Annotated in this window: 18 protein-coding genes; 3 read left to right on the plus strand and 15 right to left on the minus strand. The window is 63.9% G+C overall.

Features of this window, described 5'->3' with window-relative positions; genetic code table 11:
* Window positions 1-34 precede the first annotated feature (34 nt).
* The 5 genes from UP09_RS13640 to UP09_RS13660 form a co-directional block, all read right to left on the minus strand.
* Complete coding sequence (locus tag UP09_RS13640) at window positions 35-3,136, minus strand: multidrug efflux RND transporter permease subunit (RefSeq protein ID WP_044538713.1); 3,102 nt, start codon at window positions 3,134-3,136, stop codon at window positions 35-37.
* An 83-nt stretch (window positions 3,137-3,219) separates the two neighbouring features.
* Window positions 3,220-4,413 carry an efflux RND transporter periplasmic adaptor subunit gene (locus tag UP09_RS13645; RefSeq protein WP_044538714.1) on the minus strand — a complete coding sequence of 398 codons (1,194 nt, stop codon included), beginning with the start codon at window positions 4,411-4,413 and terminating at the stop codon, window positions 3,220-3,222.
* 1 nt (window position 4,414) lies between these two features.
* Window positions 4,415-5,116 (minus strand): TetR/AcrR family transcriptional regulator, encoded by a 702-nt coding sequence (locus UP09_RS13650; protein ID WP_044538715.1) that lies wholly within the window; start codon window positions 5,114-5,116, stop codon window positions 4,415-4,417.
* Between the two features lie 65 nt (window positions 5,117-5,181).
* Entirely contained in the window at window positions 5,182-5,772 is a 591-nt protein-coding gene (locus tag UP09_RS13655) for a thiamine pyrophosphate-dependent enzyme (protein WP_044538716.1), read from the minus strand.
* Window positions 5,769-6,302 (minus strand): thiamine pyrophosphate-binding protein, encoded by a 534-nt coding sequence (locus UP09_RS13660; RefSeq protein WP_044538717.1) that lies wholly within the window; start codon window positions 6,300-6,302, stop codon window positions 5,769-5,771. The genes UP09_RS13655 and UP09_RS13660 overlap by 4 nt, the downstream gene beginning before the upstream one ends.
* Before the next feature lie 210 nt (window positions 6,303-6,512).
* Here UP09_RS13660 and UP09_RS13665 point away from each other — a divergent pair, with 210 nt between their 5' ends.
* The 3 genes from UP09_RS13665 (at window position 6,513) to rocD (ending at window position 9,772) form a co-directional block, all read left to right on the plus strand.
* Window positions 6,513-7,736: a cytochrome P450 gene (locus UP09_RS13665; protein WP_044538718.1), complete on the plus strand. Its 1,224-nt coding sequence runs from the start codon at window positions 6,513-6,515 to the stop codon at window positions 7,734-7,736.
* 4 nt (window positions 7,737-7,740) lie between these two features.
* Window positions 7,741-8,418 carry a potassium channel family protein gene (locus UP09_RS13670; protein WP_044538719.1) on the plus strand — a complete coding sequence of 226 codons (678 nt, stop codon included), beginning with the start codon at window positions 7,741-7,743 and terminating at the stop codon, window positions 8,416-8,418.
* A 139-nt stretch (window positions 8,419-8,557) separates the two neighbouring features.
* Window positions 8,558-9,772, plus strand: a complete 1,215-nt coding sequence (gene rocD, locus UP09_RS13675; RefSeq protein ID WP_044538720.1) for an ornithine--oxo-acid transaminase — start codon at window positions 8,558-8,560, stop codon at window positions 9,770-9,772.
* Window positions 9,773-9,855: 83 nt separating this feature from the next.
* Here the strand turns inward: rocD and UP09_RS13680 are convergent, their stop codons facing one another.
* The 10 genes from UP09_RS13680 to UP09_RS13725 all read right to left on the minus strand — a co-directional run bounded on the left by UP09_RS13680 (window position 9,856) and on the right by UP09_RS13725 (window position 20,748).
* Window positions 9,856-11,001, minus strand: coding sequence for an alpha-hydroxy acid oxidase (locus tag UP09_RS13680; protein ID WP_044538721.1), 1,146 nt, complete (start codon window positions 10,999-11,001; stop codon window positions 9,856-9,858).
* A 115-nt stretch (window positions 11,002-11,116) separates the two neighbouring features.
* Window positions 11,117-11,980 (minus strand): sugar phosphate isomerase/epimerase family protein, encoded by an 864-nt coding sequence (locus UP09_RS13685; protein ID WP_044538722.1) that lies wholly within the window; start codon window positions 11,978-11,980, stop codon window positions 11,117-11,119.
* Window positions 11,980-13,173, minus strand: a complete 1,194-nt coding sequence (locus UP09_RS13690; protein WP_044538723.1) for a dihydrodipicolinate synthase family protein — start codon at window positions 13,171-13,173, stop codon at window positions 11,980-11,982. The genes UP09_RS13685 and UP09_RS13690 overlap by 1 nt, the downstream gene beginning before the upstream one ends.
* Before the next feature lie 10 nt (window positions 13,174-13,183).
* Window positions 13,184-14,335, minus strand: a complete 1,152-nt coding sequence (locus tag UP09_RS13695) for a Gfo/Idh/MocA family protein (protein WP_044538724.1) — start codon at window positions 14,333-14,335, stop codon at window positions 13,184-13,186.
* Window positions 14,332-15,735, minus strand: a complete 1,404-nt coding sequence (locus UP09_RS13700) for an enolase-like domain-containing protein (protein ID WP_044538725.1) — start codon at window positions 15,733-15,735, stop codon at window positions 14,332-14,334. Before UP09_RS13700 ends, UP09_RS13695 begins: the two co-directional genes overlap by 4 nt.
* A gap of 12 nt (window positions 15,736-15,747) precedes the next feature.
* On the minus strand, window positions 15,748-16,596 hold the full coding sequence (locus tag UP09_RS13705) for an ABC transporter ATP-binding protein (protein WP_044538726.1): 849 nt from the start codon (window positions 16,594-16,596) through the stop codon (window positions 15,748-15,750).
* 148 nt (window positions 16,597-16,744) lie between these two features.
* Window positions 16,745-17,743 carry an ABC transporter substrate-binding protein gene (locus tag UP09_RS13710; protein ID WP_044538727.1) on the minus strand — a complete coding sequence of 333 codons (999 nt, stop codon included), beginning with the start codon at window positions 17,741-17,743 and terminating at the stop codon, window positions 16,745-16,747.
* Window positions 17,744-17,780: 37 nt separating this feature from the next.
* Window positions 17,781-18,590: an ABC transporter permease gene (locus UP09_RS13715; RefSeq protein ID WP_044538728.1), complete on the minus strand. Its 810-nt coding sequence runs from the start codon at window positions 18,588-18,590 to the stop codon at window positions 17,781-17,783.
* A 289-nt stretch (window positions 18,591-18,879) separates the two neighbouring features.
* Window positions 18,880-19,587, minus strand: coding sequence for a TetR/AcrR family transcriptional regulator (locus UP09_RS13720; RefSeq protein WP_197082666.1), 708 nt, complete (start codon window positions 19,585-19,587; stop codon window positions 18,880-18,882).
* A gap of 300 nt (window positions 19,588-19,887) precedes the next feature.
* Window positions 19,888-20,748 carry a VOC family protein gene (locus UP09_RS13725; RefSeq protein ID WP_044538729.1) on the minus strand — a complete coding sequence of 287 codons (861 nt, stop codon included), beginning with the start codon at window positions 20,746-20,748 and terminating at the stop codon, window positions 19,888-19,890.
* Window positions 20,749-20,873: the final 125 nt, after the last annotated feature.

Below are 20,873 nucleotides of genomic sequence, written 5' to 3' on the forward strand. Positions count from 1 at the left end.
CGCCGCCTTTCCTGCGAGCATGAGCCTGGAGGGCTCAGGTCGGTTTCAGCGCGCCGTGACCGCCGTCGAGATCGAAATCGGCGATCTGCTTGGCCCGCTCGGAGCCGGCCGCCGCCTGGTGGTCGGTCGCGATCACCGTGTAGACCGCCGGCAGCACGAACAACGTGAACAGCGTGCCGATCGTCATGCCTGATACGACGACGAGGCCGATCGAGAAGCGGCTGGCGGCGCCGGCGCCCGAGGCTGACAGCAGCGGCAACAGGCCGGTGACCATGGCTGCCGTCGTCATCAGGATCGGACGCAGCCGGATCCGGGCCGCCATCTCGATCGCCGAGCGGCGGTCGAGCCCCTCGTTGAGCTGCAGCTCGTTGGCGAACTCCACCATCAGGATGCCGTGCTTGGTGATCAGACCGACCAGCGTCAACAGCCCGACCTGGGTGTAGATGTTCATGGTCGCGAGGCCGAAGAACAGCGGGATCAGGGCGCCGACGATCGCCATCGGCACGCTGATCATGATCACGAAGGGATCGCGCAGGCTCTCGAACTGCGCGGCCAGCACCAGGAAGATGATGATGATCGCGAACGCGAAAGTCACCAGCAGCTGACTGCCTTCATGGACGTATTGCCTGGAGTCGGCCAGGAAGTCGTAGTTGAAGCCGGAGGGCAGCTTCTTGGCTTCAGCGGTCAGGAAGTCCACCGCCTGGCCCATCGAGACGCCCGGCATCGGCACGGCCTGGAAGGTCGACGAGTTGAGCTGGTTGTAGTGGGTCAGCGCGTTCGGATCGACCCCGGTCTCGACCGCGACCAAGGTCGACAGCCGCACCAGCTGCCCGGTTGCGCTCGGGACATAATAGTTATCGAGCGATTCTGGCGCGAGCCGGTTGGCGCGCGGCACCTGCGGAATCACCTGGTAGGAACGTCCTTCCAGGTTGAAACGGTTGACATAGTTGCCGCCGAGCAGCGTCGCCAGCGTGCCGCCGATCGACTGCATCGTCACGCCCAGGTCGCTCGCCTTGGTACGGTCGACCTTCACCCTGACCACCGGCTGGTTGAAATCGAGGTCGCTGTCGCTGACGATGAACAAGCCGCTGCTGCGCGCGGCCGCCTTCAGCTTGTTCATCTGGTCGAACACCTGCTCGAATCCGGACGTCGAAGAGATGACCATCTGGACCGGCAGACCGCCGGGTCCGCCGGGCAGCGGCGGCAGGCTGAAGGCGAACGCGTTGACGCCCTCGATCTTCGACAGCTCCGCCTGCACCAGCGGCTGGATTTTCTGCGCGGAGCGCGTGCGCTCATCCCACGGTTTCAGCAACATGCCGGCGAAGCCACCCTGCGGACCGGTGATGCCGTTCAGGATGAACCGCAGATCGGTCTCGGGGAACTTCGCGAACTCCTTGTCCATCCTGTCGCCGTAGAAATCGATGTAGTCGATATTGGCGTATTTCGGCGCCTTGGTGATCGCGAACACGATGCCCTGGTCTTCCTGAGGCGCCAGCTCCTTCTGGATATGCAGGTAAAGGAATCCGACCAGGCCGAGGATGGTCAGGGCGAACAGGCCGGTGATCGGGCGGTAGTCGAGCGAGCGATCGAGCTGGCGGCCGTAACCGCGCGTCAACGCGCCGAACACGCGGTTGACCAGCTTGGCGAAGCGTCCCTCCTCCGTGTTCTTGAGGAACATCGAGCACATCATCGGCGACAGCGTCAGCGCGATCACGCCCGACACGATCACCGAGCCGGCCAGCGTGAAGGCGAATTCGCGGAACAATGTGCCGGTCACACCGCCGAGGAAGCCGATCGGCGCATACACCGCGGCGAGCGTGATCGTCATCGTGACGACCGGGCCCACGATCTCGCGGGCGCCTTTCAGCGATGCCTGCACCGGTGACAGGCCCTCCTCGAGATGTCGATGGATGTTCTCCACCACCACGATGGCATCGTCGACCACAAGGCCGATCGCCAGCACCATCGCGAGCAGCGTCAGCAGGTTGAAGCTGAAGCCGGCGGCCAGCATCAGGATGCAAACACCGATCAGCGACAGCGGGATCGTCACGACCGGGATGATCACCGACCGGAACGACGCCAGGAACAGGAAGATCACGACGACGACGATCAGCACGGCTTCACCGAGCGTCTTCTCGACCTCGTCGATCGAGGACTGAATGAACTTGGTGGAGTCGTAGGCCACCTTCATTTTCATCGATGGTGGCAAATTGCGTTCGAGGTCGGGGAACAGCGCACGCACGCCCTTCACCAGGGTCAGCGGGTTGCCTTGCGGCGTTGCCTTGATGCCGATGAAGATCGCATGTTCACCGTTGAAGGCGACGCTGGCGTCCGTGCTCTGCGCCGCGAGCTCCACCGTCGCGATGTCCTCGACACGGACGAAGCCGCCGTCCTTCGATTTCACGATCATCCGCTTGAACTGATCGATGCTCTGAAGGTCGGTATTGGCCGAAACGTTGGAGACGATGAAATAGCCCTTGGTCTGGCCGGCGGCCGCCTGGAAGTTGTTGGCGGCGATCGCGGCCGAGACGTCGTTCGGCGACACGCCTCGGCCGGCCATCCGGATCGGATCGAGCCAGAGCCGCATCGCAAAAGTCTGGCCGCCCAGGATGTCGGCGGAGGCGACGCCATCGACGGTCGACAGCACCGGCTGCACGACGCGCGTCAGATAATCGGAGATCGCCGACCCGGTCAGTTCTTCACTGGAGAAGCCGAGATACATCACCGCGATGGTGTCGCCGGTCGCCTTGCTGACAACAGGGTCGAATGCTTCCTTCGGGATCAGATATTTGACCGAGTTGACCTTGGCGAGAACCTCGGTCAGCGCCTGGTTCGGATCGAAGTTGAGCTTGACGAACACCTGGATCGTCGAGGTGCCGAGCACCGAGTTCGACGTGATGTAATCGACGCCCTCGGCCGAGGCGACGGCCTGCTCGATCGGGGTGGTGATGAAGCCATTGATCAGCTCCGGCGCGGCGCCGGGATACGACGTGGTGATCGTCACGACGGTGTTCGAGAGGTTCGGATATTGCCGGATCGGCAGCACCATCGCCGCGCGCAGGCCGATCAGCAGGATCAGCAGACTGACGACGATCGACAGCACCGGACGCTTGATGAAAATATCAGTGAAGGCCATCGCCAACCTATTCTTGTTGTCTGCCGATTTGCGGCAATGTGTTGCGGAGGGCCAATCGGCCCTCCGAATTGAAGCGTTCGCGACTAGTAGCGCGGCGGCTCAGCCGGAATCGGCGGCGTCGGATCGGTCGAGATCGCGACCGCCATCCCCGATTGCAGCTTGATCTGGCCAACGGCGATGACGCGATCGCCGGGATTGAGGCCCTTGAGGATCTCGACGCGCCCGGCGACCCGGTTGCCGGTCTTCACGAAGGTACGCACCGCGGTCAGGCTGGTCTTGCCGTCGTCCGCTTTCTTCTCGGTGATCAAGAACACGGAGTCGCCGTACAGCGTATAGTCGACCGCCGTTTCGGGAACGGTGACGACCGCCGGCTTCTCGGGCAGCACGATCGTGGTCGTCGCGAACATGCCGGGCTTGAGGATGCTGTCGGGATTCTGGATCGTCGCCTGAACGCGGATGTTACGGGTATCAGTCGCGATCTGCGGCTCGATGGTCGTGATCTTGCCCTCGAAGGTGCGGCCCGGATAAGCATCGACCACGACCCGCACGATCTGGCCGACCTTGATCTGCGAACTCTGCTTCTCGGTGGCGGTCAGGTTCGCGTACAGCACGGACAGATCGGTCAGCGACACGATCTGCGTGCCGGCCGTCAGGTACTGGCCGACTTCGACCTGGCGAACGCCGAGATCGCCGTCGAACGGCGCACGCACCAGCTTCTGCGAGATGAGCGCCTCGGTCTTGGCAATACCCGCCTTGGCCTGGTCGAATGTTGCCTGCGCCTGGTCGACGGTGGACTGCGGGCCGAACTGGCGGGCCGCGAGCTGCTTGGCGCGGTCGAGCTGAAGCTCTCCCACGACCGCCTGGGCCTTGAAGCTGGCGAGGTCGCCCTGGTCGGGCGTATCGAACAATTGCACGAGCGGCGTACCCGCCTTCACGTGGCTGCCGGCCGTGAACAGGATGTCGGTGATGCGGCCGGACACGTCGGTGGTGACGTTGACCTGATGCACCGCGACGAGATCGCCGACCGCGGTCAAGAGGTTCGGAATCACCTCGGACTTCGCGTCAGCGACCGACACGTTCGACGGCGGCGGTTTGTTGTTGGCAAAGAACTGCGCGATCATTTGACCGCGGAAGTGGTTGAACCAGACCAGGCCGCCGACCAGCAGCGCCAGCAGCGCGCCCACGATGATGAACCAGCGCACCATGCGGACCGGGCGCTTGACCTGCTTGTCCTTGAGCGGTTGCCCCGAGATATGGCTTTCGGTCTGAATATTCATGTCATGCACTTTCTGCAGTTACCGACTGTCCGTGACCCGGTGACGGCTGTCGGCCCAAATGTGTGGCGATTGCGGCGTCGCCAAGTCCGATGCCGCGGAGGATGAATTGGCAAAGCTGCCGTTCGGCGGCGGCGCCATCGCCAAAGACGAGGCATGGTGTCGCAGGCATCTGCGTCAGCGCCGCCATCAGCACGGTGTGGTGGGCGAACCAGAACAGGTTGAGCGGCTCGTCGCCGATCGCTGTCGCGTCGCCCGAGGCAACCGCGCTCTCGATCGACGCGGTAAAGGTCGGCCCGATCAGCTTGCCGATCTTGTCGTAGAGCAGCCGCGCGAACTCGCCATCGTCGAGATGGCTCGTCACCATCAGTCGCATCCGCTGCGCTTCTTCCTGGTCCGGCGCGTCGCGAAGCTGCATGAAGTGACCCACCATGCCCTGCACCAGTTCGACCAGCGTCGCGGTCGATGGTTCCTGGCCGAGCAGGTGCGCGAGATCGGGATCCGCCTCGCACTCCTCGGCCAGAATTTCTGCGTAGAGTGCTGCCTTCGACGGGAAGTGCTTGAACAACAGCCCTTCCGAAATGGCAGCCGCAGCCGCCACGCTCTTGGTCGTGGTGCCGGCAAAGCCGTTGCGGGAGAAACACCGCTTGGCGGCGCTCAGGATCAACTGACGCCGCAAGTCACTCGTCATGCGTAAGGTCGACATTTGGGGTCGTGAGTAATCACTCACCTTGCCTGATGTCAAGGTTCTATTGCACCGCGAAGGCAGTTTTATATCGGAGTGTGTCCGAAAGACCCGCGGATGCGGTTCACGATGTAGGTTCCATCGCGGCTCGACAGCACCCGCTCCAGATTGGCGCCATCGATCTTGGCGCTGGCGAACCGGGGCCCCGTCGTAACATCCTGCAAAGACGAGGCAAAAGCCTCGACCTCGGCCATCGTGCTGATCGCCCTGCTGTCCTTGATTCCACAGGCTTTGGCAACCCCGACGAGATCGGCGGAAGCGGCGGTGTGGCTGACCTGACCGCCGGTTTCGCCATAGGCCTCGTTGTCGAGCACGACGATCGAGAGATTGGCCGGCCTCTGCAGACCGACGGTGGCGAGGCTGCCCATGCCCATCAGCATCTCGCCGTCGCCTGTGATCACGACCACCGGCAGGGACGGCTGCGCCAGCGCAAGCCCGAGCCCGATCATCACGGCGCCGCCCATGGCGCCCCAGAGATAGAGGTTGCGGTCATGGTCGCCGGCGGCGGCGATGTCATAGGTCGAGGCGCCGAGGCCGCCGACGGCGATGGCGCCGTTCCGGTCCTTGAGCAGTTGCGCAACGACGGCGCGGCGGTCGAGGAGATTGGCTTTGCTCATTTGGTGAAGACCTTTGCCCCGATCAGGCGCTGCGACAGCAACACGGCGGTCGGCGTGCAGGCGTTGTAGGCCTGCGCCGCACCGGCCTCGACGACCTCGCGGACCTCGTCGGGATGCGAGGCGCGCAGCACCTTGATTCCCGACAGTTCGAACACCGCCTGGGTGCTCGAGCCCATCGGCACCTGCCACGGATTGAACTCGCCCCATTCGCCGCGCATCGTCACCAGCGTCAGGAACGGAAAGCGGAAGATCTGCGTCAGCGACAGCATGTTGATGCAGTTACCGACCCCGCTCGACTGCATCAGCAACACGCCGCGCTGGCCGCCGGCCCAGGCGCCTGCGAGCAGCGCCACGCCCTCCTCCTCGGTCGTCAGCGAGACACCCCGCATTGTCGAAGAGCCCAGCACGCGCTCGATCAGCTCCGAATGGCCGGCATCCGGCACATAAGGGACCTGGCGCACCTCGAAGCGCTGCAATATCGCGAAGATCTCCTCGGGCCACGAGGCCGCAGTTTCGGCGCGGGCATGCATCGGCGTTTCCAGTCCCAGATTGTTTGGCCGCGACTGTAGATGGGCCGGCGCTTTTCATCAAAGCGCAAAGCCGCATATGGCTCTGCGATTTCCGCACCACATCGCGCGCCGCCGCGCGCTTGCGGGCGCCCCCGCAAATCCTGTTGCGCGGCGTTCGCCTCCGGCCTAAGATAGTTGCAAGTGAAACTAATAAAGGTTGGAAACTCCAGCATGGACGGGCACGCGCGCGAGCTGGCTGACGGGTTCGACCTGGCACATCTGACGCCGGAGTTCTACGCCAACCCCTACCCGACCTATCGTGCATTGCGGGAGACCGCGCCGGTCAAGCTTCTGCCGAACGGCTGTTACTTCCTGACCCGCTACGACGATCTCGTCACCGCCTACAAGAACACCAAAACGTTCTCGTCGGACAAGAGGAAGGAGTTCTTGCCCAAATACGGCAACTCCCTGCTCTACGAACACCACACCACGAGCCTCGTGTTCAACGATCCGCCGGCGCACACCCGCGTGCGGCGACTGATCATGGGCGCGCTGTCGCCGCGCGCGATCGCCGGCATGGAGGGCGACCTGATCGCGCTGGTGGACTCCCTGCTCGACCGCATCGCCACAAAAGACCGGTTCGAGCTGATCGGCGATTTCGCCTCCGCGATTCCCGTCGAGGTGATCGGCAATCTGCTCGACGTGCCGCACGACGCGCGCGAGCCCTTGCGCGACTGGTCGCTGGCGATCCTGGGCGCTCTGGAGCCCGTGATCAGCCAGGAGGCGTTCGAGCGCGGCAACAATGCCGTGAAGGACTTCCTCGCCTATCTCGAAATCCTGGTCGAACACCGCCGAGCAAAACCGGGCAATCCCGAGCGCGACGTCCTGACCCGACTGATCCAGGGCGAGGACAATGGCGAGCGGCTGACCGCGAAGGAGCTCTTGCACAATTGCATCTTCCTGCTCAATGCCGGCCACGAGACCACGACCAATCTGATCGGCAACGGGCTCGTGACCCTGTTGGACTTCCCGGAACAGAAGAAGCGCCTGATTGAGCAGCCCGACCTGATCAAGGCCGCGGTCGAGGAAATGCTGCGCTATGAAAGCTCGAACCAGCTCGGCAACCGCATGGCCGTCGAGGACATCGAGCTCAGCGGCGTCAAGCTGTCGGCGGGCACGCTGGTCACGCTGTGCATCGGCGCCGCCAACCGCGATGGCGCGCAATTTCCCGACGCTGAAAGTTTCGACGTCGCGCGCACGCCGAACCGCCATCTCGCCTTCGGCACCGGCGCACATCAATGCGCAGGGATGGCGCTGGCGCGGCTCGAGGGCGCGGTCGCGATCTCACGCTTCCTCAAGCGCTTTCCGAATTATGCGCGCGATGGCGAGCCGGTGCGCGGCGGCCGCGTCCGCTTCCGCGGCTTTCTCAGCGTGCCGTGCCGGCGCGAGGCGTGATCCGATGAGCGTCGAGCAACTGCGCCAGCGCTGGGGCGATTCACTGCTGACAGTGCTGACCGGGGTGATCCTGGTCATGATGTTCGTGGTGGCGCCGCTGCAGGCGCTCGGGCTGTTCGAATTCCAGGTGTTCGAACTGTTGCTGGCGATCTTCCTGGTCGGCGGCGTCTTCCTGATGTCGGGCAGCGCGCTCGCCGTCGTCGCGATGCTGGTTGCGCTGGCGATGATCGTGGTCGGCGCTATCTTGAGGATTCGTTCGCCCTCGATCCTCGATCTCAACCTGTTCGCCGGCTCCTGGCTGATCGTCGGCGTCACCATGGCCGTGACGGTGGCGCGCGCGACCTTCGCGCCGGGGCGCGTCACCTATCACCGCGTGATCGGTGCCGTCCTACTCTATCTCACGGTCGCGGTGATCTTCGCGGCGCTCTACACCTTCATCGGCACGCTGGTACCATCAGCCTTTTCCGGCATGAAGGTCGAGGACAGCCCCAAGCTCGCAAGCCAGCTGATCTATTTCTCGTTCGCCACGCTGACGACGACAGGCTATGGCGACGTCGCGCCGCTGCACCCGATTGCGCGCAGCCTGTGCAATGTCGAGGCGATCTTCGGCCAGCTCTATCCCGCAACGCTGCTGGCGCGGCTGGTCACGCTGGAGCTCGCGCACCGGGATCAGGATTCGTGACCCGCAAGGATGCTGACTGGATGGAGCGAATTTGGTTCGCAGCCATCCTTTAAGCCAAGCGGGCCGATCCCCAAATCAGCTATAATGCGATCAGGCCACACCACCTGGTGCCGGCCCGCCACAACTGGAGTGACGACACATGCGTCCGCCAGTCACCGATTTCATCACACGGGAAGCGCAGTTCGGCGCCCAGAACTACGCGCCGCTCGGCGTCGTACTATCGCGCGGCGAAGGCGTTTGGGTTTGGGACACTGATGGCAACCGCTACCTCGATTGCCTGTCGGCCTATTCAGCGGTCAATCAGGGCCACTGCCATCCGAAGATCCTCGCCGCCATGGTCGAGCAGGCCGGACGGCTGACCCTGACCTCGCGCGCCTTCCACAACGACCAGCTCGCCCCGTTCTACGAGGAACTCGCCGCACTGACTGGTTCCCACAAGGTGCTGCCGATGAACAGCGGCGCCGAGGCGGTGGAGAGCGCGATCAAATCGGTGCGCAAATGGGGCTACGAGGTCAAGGGCGTGCCTGACGGCGAGGCCGAGATCATCGTCTGCGCCGATAATTTCCACGGACGCACGCTTGCGATCGTCGGCTTCAGCACTGATCCTGCAACTCGCGCGCATTTCGGGCCGTTCGCGCCGGGCTTCAGGATCATTCCGTTCGGCGACGCCAAGGCGCTGCAAGACGCCATCACGCCGAACACCGTCGCATTCCTGGTCGAGCCGATCCAGGGCGAAGCCGGGGTCGTCATTCCGCCAGCAGGCTATTTCACCCACGTCCGCGAACTCTGCACCCGCAATGACGTGATGCTGATCCTCGACGAGATCCAGACCGGGCTAGGCCGCACCGGAAAACTGCTGGCGGAGCAGCACGAGGGTATTGAGGCCGACGTCACGCTGCTCGGCAAGGCGCTGTCCGGTGGCTTCTATCCGGTCTCGGCGGTGCTTTCCAACAACGAGGTCCTCGGCACGCTGAAGCCCGGCCAGCACGGCTCGACCTTCGGCGGCAACCCGCTCGCCTGCGCGGTGGCACGCGCGGCGCTGCGCGTGCTGGTTGGCGAAGGCATGATCGAGAACGCAGCCACCGAGGGCGCGCGCTTCCTCGACGGCCTGCAGAGCATCCGCGCCAACACGGTCCGCGAGGTGCGCGGCCGCGGGCTGATGCTCGCGGTCGAGCTTCACCCCGAGGCCGGCCCCGCCCGCCGCTACTGCGAGGCGCTGCGCGAGAGCGGTATCCTCGCCAAGGACACCCATGATCACACCATCCGCATCGCCCCGCCGCTCGTGATCACGCACGATCAGGTCGATTGGGCGCTGGAGCGGATCGATGCCGCGCTGAAGCGGGATTTCTCGTGACGGCGGAACATGTGAGGTGGGCAGTAACGGCAATCCGAGCGTCGCGCGGCCAAAGTCGCGAGCTGACGTGAGCGGTCGGACGGCTATCTGAAGCGCAAGTTCGCACGCGAGAGCTGGCTGATCGAGGAACATCCCATCAGCCGCATGTCCCGCACCAGCTCCGCCTGCAGGAGACCAAGCGCCCGCTCGACTCCGGCCTCGCCGGCGGATGCCAGCGGATAGAGATAGAAGCGTCCGAGGCCGACGGCCTTGGCGCCCAGCGACAGTGCCTTCAGCACATGGCTGCCGCGCTTGATGCCGCCGTCCATCATCACATCGATCCGGTCGCCCACGGCATCGACGATCTCGGCCAGCTGATCGAACGCCGCCCGCGAGCCGTCGAGTTGCCGGCCGCCGTGGTTGGACAGAATGATGCCGGTGCAGCCGATCTCAACCGCGCGTTTGGCATCCTCAACCGACATCACGCCCTTCAGGCAGAACTGGCCATTCCACTGCCGGACCATTTCGGCGACGTCGTCCCATGTCATGGCCGGATCGAGCATTTCCGTGAAATACCGCCCGATCGACATGGCACCGCCGCTCATGTCGACATGCTCGTCGAGTTGCGGCAGCTTGAAGCTTTCATGGGTCATGTAATTGATGGCCCACGCCGGCTTGATGGCGAATTGAAGCATACCGCCGAGCGTGAGCCGGAACGGAATCGAAAAGCCGGTGCGCAGGTCGCGCTCGCGGTTGCCGCCGGTGATGCTGTCGACGGTCAACATCATCACGTCGACACCGGCTTGCTTGGCGCGTTGCATCATCGCGAAGTTCAGACCGCGATCCCGGTGGAAATAGAACTGATAAACCTGCGGTGTATCGTGCGCCTTGCGTAATTCCTCCAGGCTCACGGTACCAAGGGAGGAGACGCCAAACATCGTGCCGTATTTCGAGGCTGCGGCAGCGACGGCCCGTTCGCCCTGATGATGAAACAGGCGCTGCAGCGCGGTCGGCGAACAGTAGAATGGCGTTGCGAGCTTCTGCCCCATCACGGTGACCGAGAGATCGACCTTCTCCACACCGCGCAGGACATTGGGCACCAGGTCGCAACGTTCAAAGCTCGCGGTGTTCTGCCGAAGCGTCGCCTCATCGTCCGCGCCCCCGTCGATATAATCAAAGATCGGCCCGGGAAGCCGCCGCCGCGCCAGTTCGCGGAAGTCATGGAAATTGTGGCAATCGCTCAAACGCATGTCGTGCTCCGAAGGTCCGGACCGCGGAGTTCAACCGGCTCTCTTGTGCCGCTCACACCCACAGCACCCGGAATAACGGGCATGCGTCGCCTTGTCCACCGAACGAGTCGTTGGTTCAAACCACCGAGCGGTGTCGCTCGATGCAGGTCCGCAATACCTCGTCGATCGGCCGGTCCCACCAGTCATTCGAAAAGATCTCGATCTCCGAATAGCCGGCAAAGCCCTGCGCCTCGACTGCGGAGCGCACCGATTTGATGTCGATCACGCCGTCGCCCATCATGCCGCGGTCGTTGAGGATGTCCCTGGTCGGCACCAGCCAGTCGCAGACATGGAACGCGAGCAGACGATCCTTTCCGGCGCGTGCGATCTGGATCATCAACTCCGGATCCCACCAGATGTGATAGACGTCGAGCGCGACGCCGAGCGCGCCGGTCCTGTCAGGATCGAGCGCGTCGCAGATGTCGAGTGCGTGTTTTGTGGTGTTGACGCAGGCGCGGTCCGCGGCATAGGTCGGATGGAGCGGCTCGATCGCGAGCGGAAGCTTCGCCTGTTTTGCATACTCCAGCATCTCCGCGATGCCGTCGTGCACCTGATTGCGCGCCGTCGCGATGTCCTTTGATGCCGCGCTACCCGGCCGCGAATATTGCGGCAGGCCGCCGACCACGAGAACGATGCAAGGCGCGCCCAGCGCCTTCGCCTCGTCGACCGCGCGGCGGTTGTCGTCGCGGGCCTCGATCCGATGCGTGGTATCAGCCGTAAACATACCGCCGCGGCAATAACCGGAGAGATCGAGCCCGGCGTCCTTGACCGCGCGGACGGCGCGCTCGAGGCCAACGCTTGCGACCTGGTCGCGCCAGGGATCGATGGCACGGATGCCGTGACGCGCGCAGGCCTCGATGATCTCAACGAGATCGCCCTGCTTGCGGACGGTTGCCGTGTTCAGCGACAGCCAGCGGTGGTCGTTCGAAAAATCGCGCATCAGGGTTCGATACCGCGTGTCGCCAGGATCGTCGTCATCCGGCGCGTTGCAATCTCAGGGTTGGCGAGCAGTCCCGCCTTGTCGGCGAGCCGGAACAACTCGGCCAGATGGAGCGTCGAGCGCGCGCTCTCCTGTCCCCCGACCATCGTGAAATGATCCTGGTGGCCGTTGAGATAGGCCATGAACACGATGCCGGTCTTATAGAAGCGCGTCGGCGCCCTGAAGATGTGGCGCGACAGCGGCACCGTTGGTCCCAGCACGTCGTGGAAGCCGGCCTCATCGCCGGCCGCCAGCCGCGACAGCGCGTAGGACGCCGCCGGCGCGATCGCGTCGAAAATGCCGAGCAGCGCGTGCGAATATCCCTTGTCGTCGCCGGCGATCAGTTCGGCATAGTTGAAATCGTCGCCGGTATACATCTTGACCCGCGCATCGAGCCGCCGGCGCATGTCGATCTCGCGCTGCTTGTCGAGCAGCGAGACCTTGACGCCGTCGACCTTGGCCGCATTGGCGTTGATGATGGTGACGGCAGTGTCCATCGCCTTGTCGAGATCGGCGGTGCCCCAATAGCCCGCGAGCGCGGGATCGAACATGTCACCGAGCCAGTGGATGATCACGGGCTCGCGGACCTGCGACAGCACGCGGTCATAAACCCTGGCGTAATCCTCGGCACTCTTGCCGAGTTTTGCGAGTGCGCGCGACGCCATCAGGATGATGCGGCCGCCGGCCTTCTCGACCGCTGCGATCTGCTCCTCATAGGCCCGGATCACATCGTCGATGCTTTTCGCATCTTCCACCGCGAGGTGGTCGGTGCCTGCACCGGAAAACACCAGCGCGTTGCCTTTCGCCTTTGCCGCCTTCACCGAACGCTGGATCAATTCGAGCGAGGTCGGCCAGTCGAGCCCCATGCCGCGCTGCGCGGTATCCATGGCCTCAGCGACGCCGAGGCCGAGGTCCCAGACATGCTCGCGGAATGCGATGGTCCGGTCCCAGTCGACTGCCGCCGTCAGCCACGGATCGACGTCGGCGCGCGGATCGGTCGCCACATGCGCGGCGGAAAACGCAACGCGGTTCAGCGTGCCCTCGAGCTTTGCCGGAAACGTCCGCGACGCCGCAAGGCGATAGGTCTCGAGGCCTCCATCAGCGGTCGGCAGTTTCAGCGACAATGAAGACATCGGCAGGACTGGCTTGTTCATGGTGTCCTCCTCAGACCACGATCGGCGCGACGTCGATCCAGCGCCGCTCCTTCCAGCTCTTCAGCGCGCATTCGGCGAGCTGAACGCCCTTGGCGCCTTCGAGCAATGTGTATTTGTAGGGCGCATCCTCGCAGACATGGCGGATGAACATCTCCCACTGCTCCTTGAAGCCGTTGTCGTAGACGACGTTCTCCGGCAGCTTCTGCCAGTCGCCGTAGAAATCATGCAGCCGCTTCTCGTCCGGATTCCACACCGGCCGTGGCGTCGCCTGGCGCGCCTGGATCACACAGTCGGTGAGGCCGGCGACCGCCGAGCCGTGGGTGCCGTCGACCTGGAAGGTGACGAGGTCATCGCGATAGACCCGCGTCACCCAGCTCATGTTGATATGGGCGATCACGCCGCCCTTGAGCTTGAAGGTGGCATAGGCTGAGTCGTCCGCCGTCGCCTTGTAGGACTTGCCCTTCTCGTCAAAGCGCTCGGGGATATCGGTGTTGCCGATGCAGACTACGCTCTCGACCTCGCCAAACAAATTGTCGAGCACGTAGCGCCAGTGGCAAACCATATCGAGGATGATACCGCCGCCGTCCTCGGTACGGTAATTCCACGACGGCCGCTGCGCCTCCTGCCAGCCGCCCTCGAACACCCAGTAACCGAACTCGCCGCGCACCGAGAGCATGCGGCCGAAGAATCCGGAGTCGCGTAGGAAGGCGAGCTTCTTCAACCCCGGCAGGAACAACTTGTCCTGCACCGTGCCGTGCTTGAGGCCTTTTGAATTCGCAAGCTTCACCACCGCGACCGCCTCTTCCAGATTGGTCGCGATTGGCTTCTCGCAATAGACATGCTTGCCGGCATTGATCGCCTTGGTCAGCAGCGACGGCCGCGCCTGCGTGGTCGCGGCGTCGAAGAACACAGTGTCGCCCTTGTCTGATAGTGCCCGGTCGAGATCGGTGGTGTGGCGCTCGATGTTGAAGCGTTTTGCCAGTACAGCGACCTTCTCGGCGTCGCGGCCGACCAGGATCGGATCGGGCATGATGCGGTCACCGTTCGCAAGCTGTACTCCGCCCTGCTCGCGGATCGCGACGATCGAGCGGATCAGATGCTGGTTGAGCCCCATCCGGCCGGTGACGCCGTTCATGATCAGGCCGAGGCGTTGGGTTGTCATAGTGCTTGCTCCTGGAAAACGCGTTGTGTTGGCCGCTGCAGCGGCTGCATGGTGGGCCAGTCCGGATGAACCGAACTGGCAAAACCCGGGGCGATCAGCGATCCCGTCAGGAGATCGCCGTCATGGATCGCGAGGCGGACCTTGCCGCCGGCGCGCGTGTAGAGATCGGGATGTGCGGCGAGGAAGGCATCGGCCTCGCTCGCCGGGGTCTCGGCAAAGCCGTCGACATAATGGTGCCCGTTGCGCTCGGCATGGGTCACGCCGATCAGGGCGCCGAGCGCGAGATCCTGCTGCACCGCGAGCCCGGCCTGGCAGGTCAGATCCTCGCCGCTGACGAAATACGGGCCGCCATCCCCGCTCCATGCTGCCGCGCGGGTCGCGTTGATGATCGATTTGTAGAGGCCTTTGCAGGATTTCGAGGAGATGCCGCGATAGCCGAGCGCGCGCGCCGCGGGAAATGCGTCGTAGGAATCGTCGGCTTCGTCGATGATGATATTGCGCGCGGCGAGCCGGCCGAGCGGCGATGTTTTGGTGATGTCGCGCGGCATCGGCTGCTCGATATAGAGCAGGTTCGAGGCGATCGGCGCCAGCGCCACGTCGTGATCCAGCCGGTCGACCAGCGCATTCAGCGCGGCCAAATCCGCATACTGCTCGTTGGCGTCGAGCGTCACCTTGATGGCGTAAGGCAGCGTCGCCAACTCCTTGCCGATTCCCGCCAGCCGCGCCGCGTCATGCACGGGATCGCCGTTCAGCTTGAGCTTGAAATAGCGCGCCCCGGAATTCTCCTTCGGGTCCGCGACACCGCCCTCGCCTTCGATCCTGTCGTCCATTCCGACCGTATGCCTGACCGCGACGCGCTCGAGTCGCTTGCGCGTCGCGAGGAAGCGCGCAATCGCTGAAACATCGAGATCAAGCAATAGCCGCGCGTCGAGCCCCACGATGTTGGCGGTCATGCCGTCAAAAAAGCTCACACCGGCCACGCGCAACAGCGCATCCAGGATCGCCTTGTCGATTTCCGCGGGACCAAAGGCCGCGGCAAGCGGCGGGATGTCCTCCTTGGCGCAGGCCGCGACCTGCGCACCGATGCAAGCCGCATGCAGACCGAACGCCGTGTCAAATCCCTTGTTCGCCAGATAGAGCCCGCGCGCAATCAGCAGCGAGCGGCGGAGTTCATCGATTGTCTCATCCGGCGTCAGCTCCGGCCGCTTGTCGAACCATTTGGGCGCCAGCAGTTCGGCGCTGGCGCCGGTCGCACGGCCCTTGCCCTCCACCTCGATCTCGACCCGCACGAACATTTGCGTTGCCGCGCTCATGGTCACCGCGCCAAAGCGGAACGGCCGTGCGAAAATGACCGGACGTTCAAAAAAGGCGATATCTCTGACAGTGAGGCGAAGCGGCATCGAAGGTCTGGCCTAGTCCAGCGTTCCCTGCGTGAAGAAGTGCTTCCGGATCCGCTGCACCAGTTCGGTGAAGACGGGATCGGACATCGAATCCAGCGAGCGCGGTCGCGGCAGCGGCACGTCGTAGATCGCGGCGATCGCGCCGGGCCGTTCGGTCATGACGAGCACGCGGTCGGCAAGGAACACCGCTTCGGGGATCGAGTGGGTGATCAGCAGCACGGTCTTGCCGGTCTCGCGCTGGATCCGCATCAGTTCGACATTCATGCGCTCGCGCGTCATGGCGTCGAGCGCGCCGAATGGCTCGTCCATCAGCATGATCTTGGGATCGTGCACCAGCGCGCGGCAGATCGAGGCGCGCTGCTGCATGCCGCCGGACAGCTGCCACGGCAGCTTCTTCTCGAAACCAGCGAGACCGACCAGCTTCAACAGGTCCTTGGCGCGGGCGAGATATTTGGCCCGCGGCAACCCCTTCATGTCGATCGGCAGCATCACGTTGGACAGGATGTTGCGCCACGGCAGCAGCAGCGCATTCTGGAACACGATGCCGACATTGCCGTGCGGTTTCGTCACCAGCTCGCCATCGACCAGCACCTCGCCGGTGGTCGGCGCCAACAGCCCCGAGATCATCTTCAGCAGCGTAGACTTGCCGCAGCCGCTTGGTCCGACCACGACAAAGAACTCACCGTCATTGATGGTGAAGTCGAGCGGCCGCAGCGACGGCACATCGCCGTCGCGGGACCGGTAGGTCTTCGAGACGCCTGACAGTGTGATGCCCGGCGTGGCGCCGGCCGCGCGGTCCGACACCAGGCGAAGGTGTGCGGCGGGTTGGTCGAGATCGGATGGCTTGGTTGCAGGGTTCATCGCAATCCGCTCCACCCGTCGTCCCTGCGAAAGCAGGGACCCATACGCCGTGCCCGTGCATTGAGGCACGCGGGTAGAGACCTCTCGCAACACCAAGGGCCGGTGGTTATGGGTCCCTGCTTTCGCAGGGACGACAGGTGGGTGTGGCTCACGAGTCGCCCTTCGGCAGATAGTCGTTGCTGTAAAACGCCTTCGGATTGTCCTTGGCCTTGGCGTCGAGGCCGCCGTACTCGACCATCAGATTGACCGACTCGGTCATGTTCTGGTCGGTGACCTGGAACGGCCGCTTGTTCTTGGTCTCGGGTGTCCGATAGAGCGGGATCGTCAGCTCAAAGCCCTGGGTCAACGTATCGATCTTGCCGCCCTTCGGATTGGCATCGAGGATCGATTGCGCCGCGGCCTTCGGCTCCTTCTCGGCGGCTTCGACGGTTTTGGTTGTCGCCGACATGAAGCGGCGGACCAGATCGGCGTTGGCTTTCACATAGTCTGAATTGGCGATGATGCCCGACGACACCATGTTGATGCCGTAGTCGGCGAACTTGATCGGATAGACGTCCTTCCCCGTCGCGTCCTTGATCTTCATCGACTGGTCCATGACGTAGCCGAGCAACAGGTCGGCCTGGCCATTGATCACGGCGTTGAGCTTGGTCTGGCCGTCGCCGGCCACGATGTTGAAATCACTTTCCTTCAGGCCGGTCTTCTTGAGGAACAGCGGCCAGATCTGCGTCATCGAATCCGCCGGCGTGATCGCCACCGTCTTGCCCTTGATGTCCTCGGGTTTGCGGATGTTCTTGTCGACAAAGCCCATTGCCGACATCGGGCTGGTCTGCAGCAGCACGCCGGTTGCGATCACGGGTGCGCCCTTCACCGCCGCGCGCATCATGGTGGGCACGTCGACATAACCGAAATCGGCGGTCTTGGCGGCGACGGCCTGCGTGGTCGCGGCCGAACCGCGGCCTTCCTGGATCTCGAGGTCGATGCCTTCGGCGGCGTAAAGGCCCTTGGCCTTGCCGTAATAGAACGGCGCGTGCTCGCCATAGACGTACCAGTTCAGCATCAGCACGACCTTGTCGGCCGCGGCGGCCGGCGCCACCGCAAGCGCGGTCCAGGCCAATGTTGCAATAACTGCAGTGATCAAACGCATCAGATAATCCTCCCGTTGTTCTTGTTCTTATGCAGTAACCCTACGAAGCAAAAATAATGTCCGCGCGCTGGCTGACGTGCCACGGGATCACCAGCCGCTCGATGCGGTCGACGATCCAGAACAGGATCACCCCGAGCAGCGCCAGGATTACCAGCGCGGCAAACATCGTCGGCAGGTCGAACGTCCCGATCGAGCGCTGCAACACATAGCCGATGCCGGAATTGGAGCCGACGAACTCGCCGACGACGGCGCCGACCACGGCCAGCGTCACCGACACTTTCAGACCGGAAAAGATCGCGGGCATCGCATGCGGCAGGTTCACCGCGCAAAACACCCGGAAGCGGCTGCCCTGCATCGCGCGCGCAAGATCGACCATATCGGAGTCGACAGACTTGAAGCCCTGCACCGCCGAAACCACCACCGGGAAGAAGCCGAGCAGGAAGGCCGAGATCACCTTTGGGATGATGCCGAAACCGAACCACACCACGAACAGCGGCGCGATCGCGATCTTCGGCACCGATTGCGAGAACACCAGCAGCGGATAGACGTAGCTCTCCACCGTCCTCGAGCCCGCGATCAACATCGCTGTGGGAATGCCGAACAGCGCCGAGAGCGCGAAACCGCAGATCGTCGCATAAGTGGTCGGCCAGGACTGCCGCAGCAGCTCCGGCCAGTCGGTCCAGAGCACCGCAACGACGTCGCCGGGCGACGGGATCTGGTAGGCCGGAATGTGGAACAGGCGGATCGAGAGGTCCCAGGCAGCCACGATGACGAGCAGAAACACGAACGGCCGCAGCCAAGCCGCATTCAGCACCCTCGACACGCCTGAAGGGCTCTTCGCCTCCGCCACGTCACGCTCCCCTGCATTTCAGTTCTTCGGGGAGAAATTAACCCGTTGGATAAATACTGTCCAGCCCCTCGCAGGCGGTAAAATCGGAGCGAGAACTTCGACTTTCGTCAGGTGAGAATTTTGCCGGCTGATATTCCGTAGCCCGGATGCAGCCCACGGGTCGCGCGAATGCGCGCCCGATGACAGGCTCCGCGAAATCCGGGACCGCGTTATCCGCCGATCGAGCGGCCCCGGATTGCGCTTCGCTCCATCCGGGCTACAGGTCATTGCAATAACGGCAGCGGTGGAACTACACCACCTGATGCCCCGCCGACAGCAGCGCCGGCATCTTCACCTTGCCAAACGACGCCGTGGATTTTCCGGTCAGCGCCGCCAGCACCAGCGCGACCATGTGGCTCAGACGCTCGTCGCGAGCGTCCTTCTTCAAGAGGTCGCGGCCGAAGATCACGCTCAGCGTGGCGCTGTTGGAGAGATAGAAGAAGCAGAGCCCGGCGATCGAGATGTAGAGCTGCACCGGATCGACCGCAACGTGGAAGTCGCCGCTCTCGACGCCCCGCGTCACCACCGTGCGGATCATCTCGACGAACGGCGAGTGCATCGACTTCACCTTGGTCGAGCGCTTCAGGTGTTTTGCTCTTGCGAGGTTTTCGGTGTTGAGCAGCGCCAGGAACTCGGGGTTGCGCAGAAAATAGTTCCAGGTGAAGTCGATCAGGCACGCGATCGCCTCGGGCGGATCGAGATGCTCCAGATCGAGCGTGCGCTCCTCGGCGCGGATCTTCTCATAGGCGCCTTCCAGCACCTCGAGATAGAGATCCTCCTTGTTGCCGACGTGGTAATACAGCATCCGCTTGTTGGCGTCGGCGTTGGCCGCGATGCGGTCGACACGCGCACCGGCGAGGCCATGGGCGGCAAATTCCTGCTTCGCCGCCTCGAGAATGCGCTGCCGCATGCCCGCGGGATCGCGCTGCCACTTCAATATTCGCTTCGCTTTGGCCAAATCGATTGCTCGGTGATGCTGGACTGATGAATGTAGCACGACCCGCGGCGTTTGAGAACGAATGTTGTTGTGATGGTCGGGTGAATGCGAGGCGTTCTCGCGGTTGCGATGGCTGCCCGCTCCCGCCCGTCATTCATCCAGCCGCGCCACAAACTCACTGTCGTCCCGGGCTTGACCCGGGACCCATAACCACAAATGTTGATTATCACGCGAAGCTGGAACGACGAGTCCCGCCTACAACATCCGCCGCGGAGTATGGGTCCCGGCCTTCGCCGGGACGACGCGCGGATGGTGTGTCGCCTACTCCCCCTTCCCCGCCGACGGCTGCACCAGCAGCGTCGGTACGCCGCTTGTGCCATTCCGCACGGTCATCACGCGGGTGCCTGGCTTGCGGCCGGTTCTGATCTCGGAGACGTCGACACCGGCGGCGGCGAGCCGCGCATGGGTGGCTTCGATGTCGGCGACGCGCCAGCAAAGGCCGCGAAGGCGGTCCCGCGCGTCCGTCTCCGCCTTGTTCTTTTCCTTACCCGGCCGGTGCGTGACCTCGACGATCAGATCGCCACAACGGAAGAACATCAGCCGGCCCCAGTCCGGATGCGACCGGTCGAGCGCCATGTCGAGCCCGAGCCGCGCGCCATAGAGCGCGGCGGCGCGCTCCGGATCGGCGGTCGACACCACAACATGATCCATCGCGGTGATCGCGGCCGTCGTGGTGCGCACCGAGAGCGGCCGCTCCTGTTCGCGCTCCAGGAAGAACATGCGGATGCCTCGCGTCGCATCGGTTGCGGCCCGCGTGCGCTTCCACGACAGCACGGCGCCGCTCGCATCGTCGCGGCTCTCGACCTCGGCGACCGGTTCGGGCTTCAGCGTCAGCCGCTCAAGCCGGCGGTGCGTCTTTGCGATATCGCTGGTGCGGAAGCAGAGGCTCGCGAGCCCCTCGCCCTGGGTGGCGAGCGCGCTGCGGACACGCTGGGCTGCGGCATCGTCGCCGTGGGGCGCCAGCAATTCCAGCGTGGTGTTGTCGAGCGTAAACAGCACCCGGTCCGCGCCGTCGCCGCGGTTGCGCCAGCCAGGCGCCCGCGCAAACAGCGTCTCATAGGCGGCGCTGGCAGCCGTGATGTCGCCGGTCAGGACGACGACGTGATCGAGACCGGTGATCATGGCTGCGATGTCCCCGAATTGGCCGTCATTATGCTCTCCCCTCAGGTACGATCAGGAACCGCGGACAGCGGCCGGCTGTTATGCCGAATGCCAGCACGGCCCGATCCGCCCCCTCAATTTCTAGC

Source organism: Bradyrhizobium sp. LTSP885 (assembly GCF_000938305.1).
In the GTDB taxonomy this organism is placed as follows: domain Bacteria; phylum Pseudomonadota; class Alphaproteobacteria; order Rhizobiales; family Xanthobacteraceae; genus Bradyrhizobium.

What these genes read in the sequence shown, in the direction of transcription:
- UP09_RS13640 (WP_044538713.1), bottom strand. Translation starts at nt 3,136, where the DNA reads ATGGCCTTCACTGATATTTTCATCAAGCGTCCGGTGCTGTCGATCGTC.
- UP09_RS13645 (WP_044538714.1), bottom strand. Translation starts at nt 4,413, where the DNA reads ATGAATATTCAGACCGAAAGCCATATCTCGGGGCAACCGCTCAAGGAC.
- UP09_RS13650 (WP_044538715.1), bottom strand. Translation starts at nt 5,116, where the DNA reads ATGTCGACCTTACGCATGACGAGTGACTTGCGGCGTCAGTTGATCCTG.
- UP09_RS13655 (WP_044538716.1), bottom strand. Translation starts at nt 5,772, where the DNA reads ATGAGCAAAGCCAATCTCCTCGACCGCCGCGCCGTCGTTGCGCAACTG.
- UP09_RS13660 (WP_044538717.1), bottom strand. Translation starts at nt 6,302, where the DNA reads ATGCATGCCCGCGCCGAAACTGCGGCCTCGTGGCCCGAGGAGATCTTC.
- UP09_RS13665 (WP_044538718.1), top strand. Translation starts at nt 6,513, where the DNA reads ATGGACGGGCACGCGCGCGAGCTGGCTGACGGGTTCGACCTGGCACAT.
- UP09_RS13670 (WP_044538719.1), top strand. Translation starts at nt 7,741, where the DNA reads ATGAGCGTCGAGCAACTGCGCCAGCGCTGGGGCGATTCACTGCTGACA.
- rocD (WP_044538720.1), top strand. Translation starts at nt 8,558, where the DNA reads ATGCGTCCGCCAGTCACCGATTTCATCACACGGGAAGCGCAGTTCGGC.
- UP09_RS13680 (WP_044538721.1), bottom strand. Translation starts at nt 11,001, where the DNA reads ATGCGTTTGAGCGATTGCCACAATTTCCATGACTTCCGCGAACTGGCG.
- UP09_RS13685 (WP_044538722.1), bottom strand. Translation starts at nt 11,980, where the DNA reads ATGCGCGATTTTTCGAACGACCACCGCTGGCTGTCGCTGAACACGGCA.
- UP09_RS13690 (WP_044538723.1), bottom strand. Translation starts at nt 13,173, where the DNA reads ATGAACAAGCCAGTCCTGCCGATGTCTTCATTGTCGCTGAAACTGCCG.
- UP09_RS13695 (WP_044538724.1), bottom strand. Translation starts at nt 14,335, where the DNA reads ATGACAACCCAACGCCTCGGCCTGATCATGAACGGCGTCACCGGCCGG.
- UP09_RS13700 (WP_044538725.1), bottom strand. Translation starts at nt 15,735, where the DNA reads ATGCCGCTTCGCCTCACTGTCAGAGATATCGCCTTTTTTGAACGTCCG.
- UP09_RS13705 (WP_044538726.1), bottom strand. Translation starts at nt 16,596, where the DNA reads ATGAACCCTGCAACCAAGCCATCCGATCTCGACCAACCCGCCGCACAC.
- UP09_RS13725 (WP_044538729.1), bottom strand. Translation starts at nt 20,748, where the DNA reads ATGATCACCGGTCTCGATCACGTCGTCGTCCTGACCGGCGACATCACG.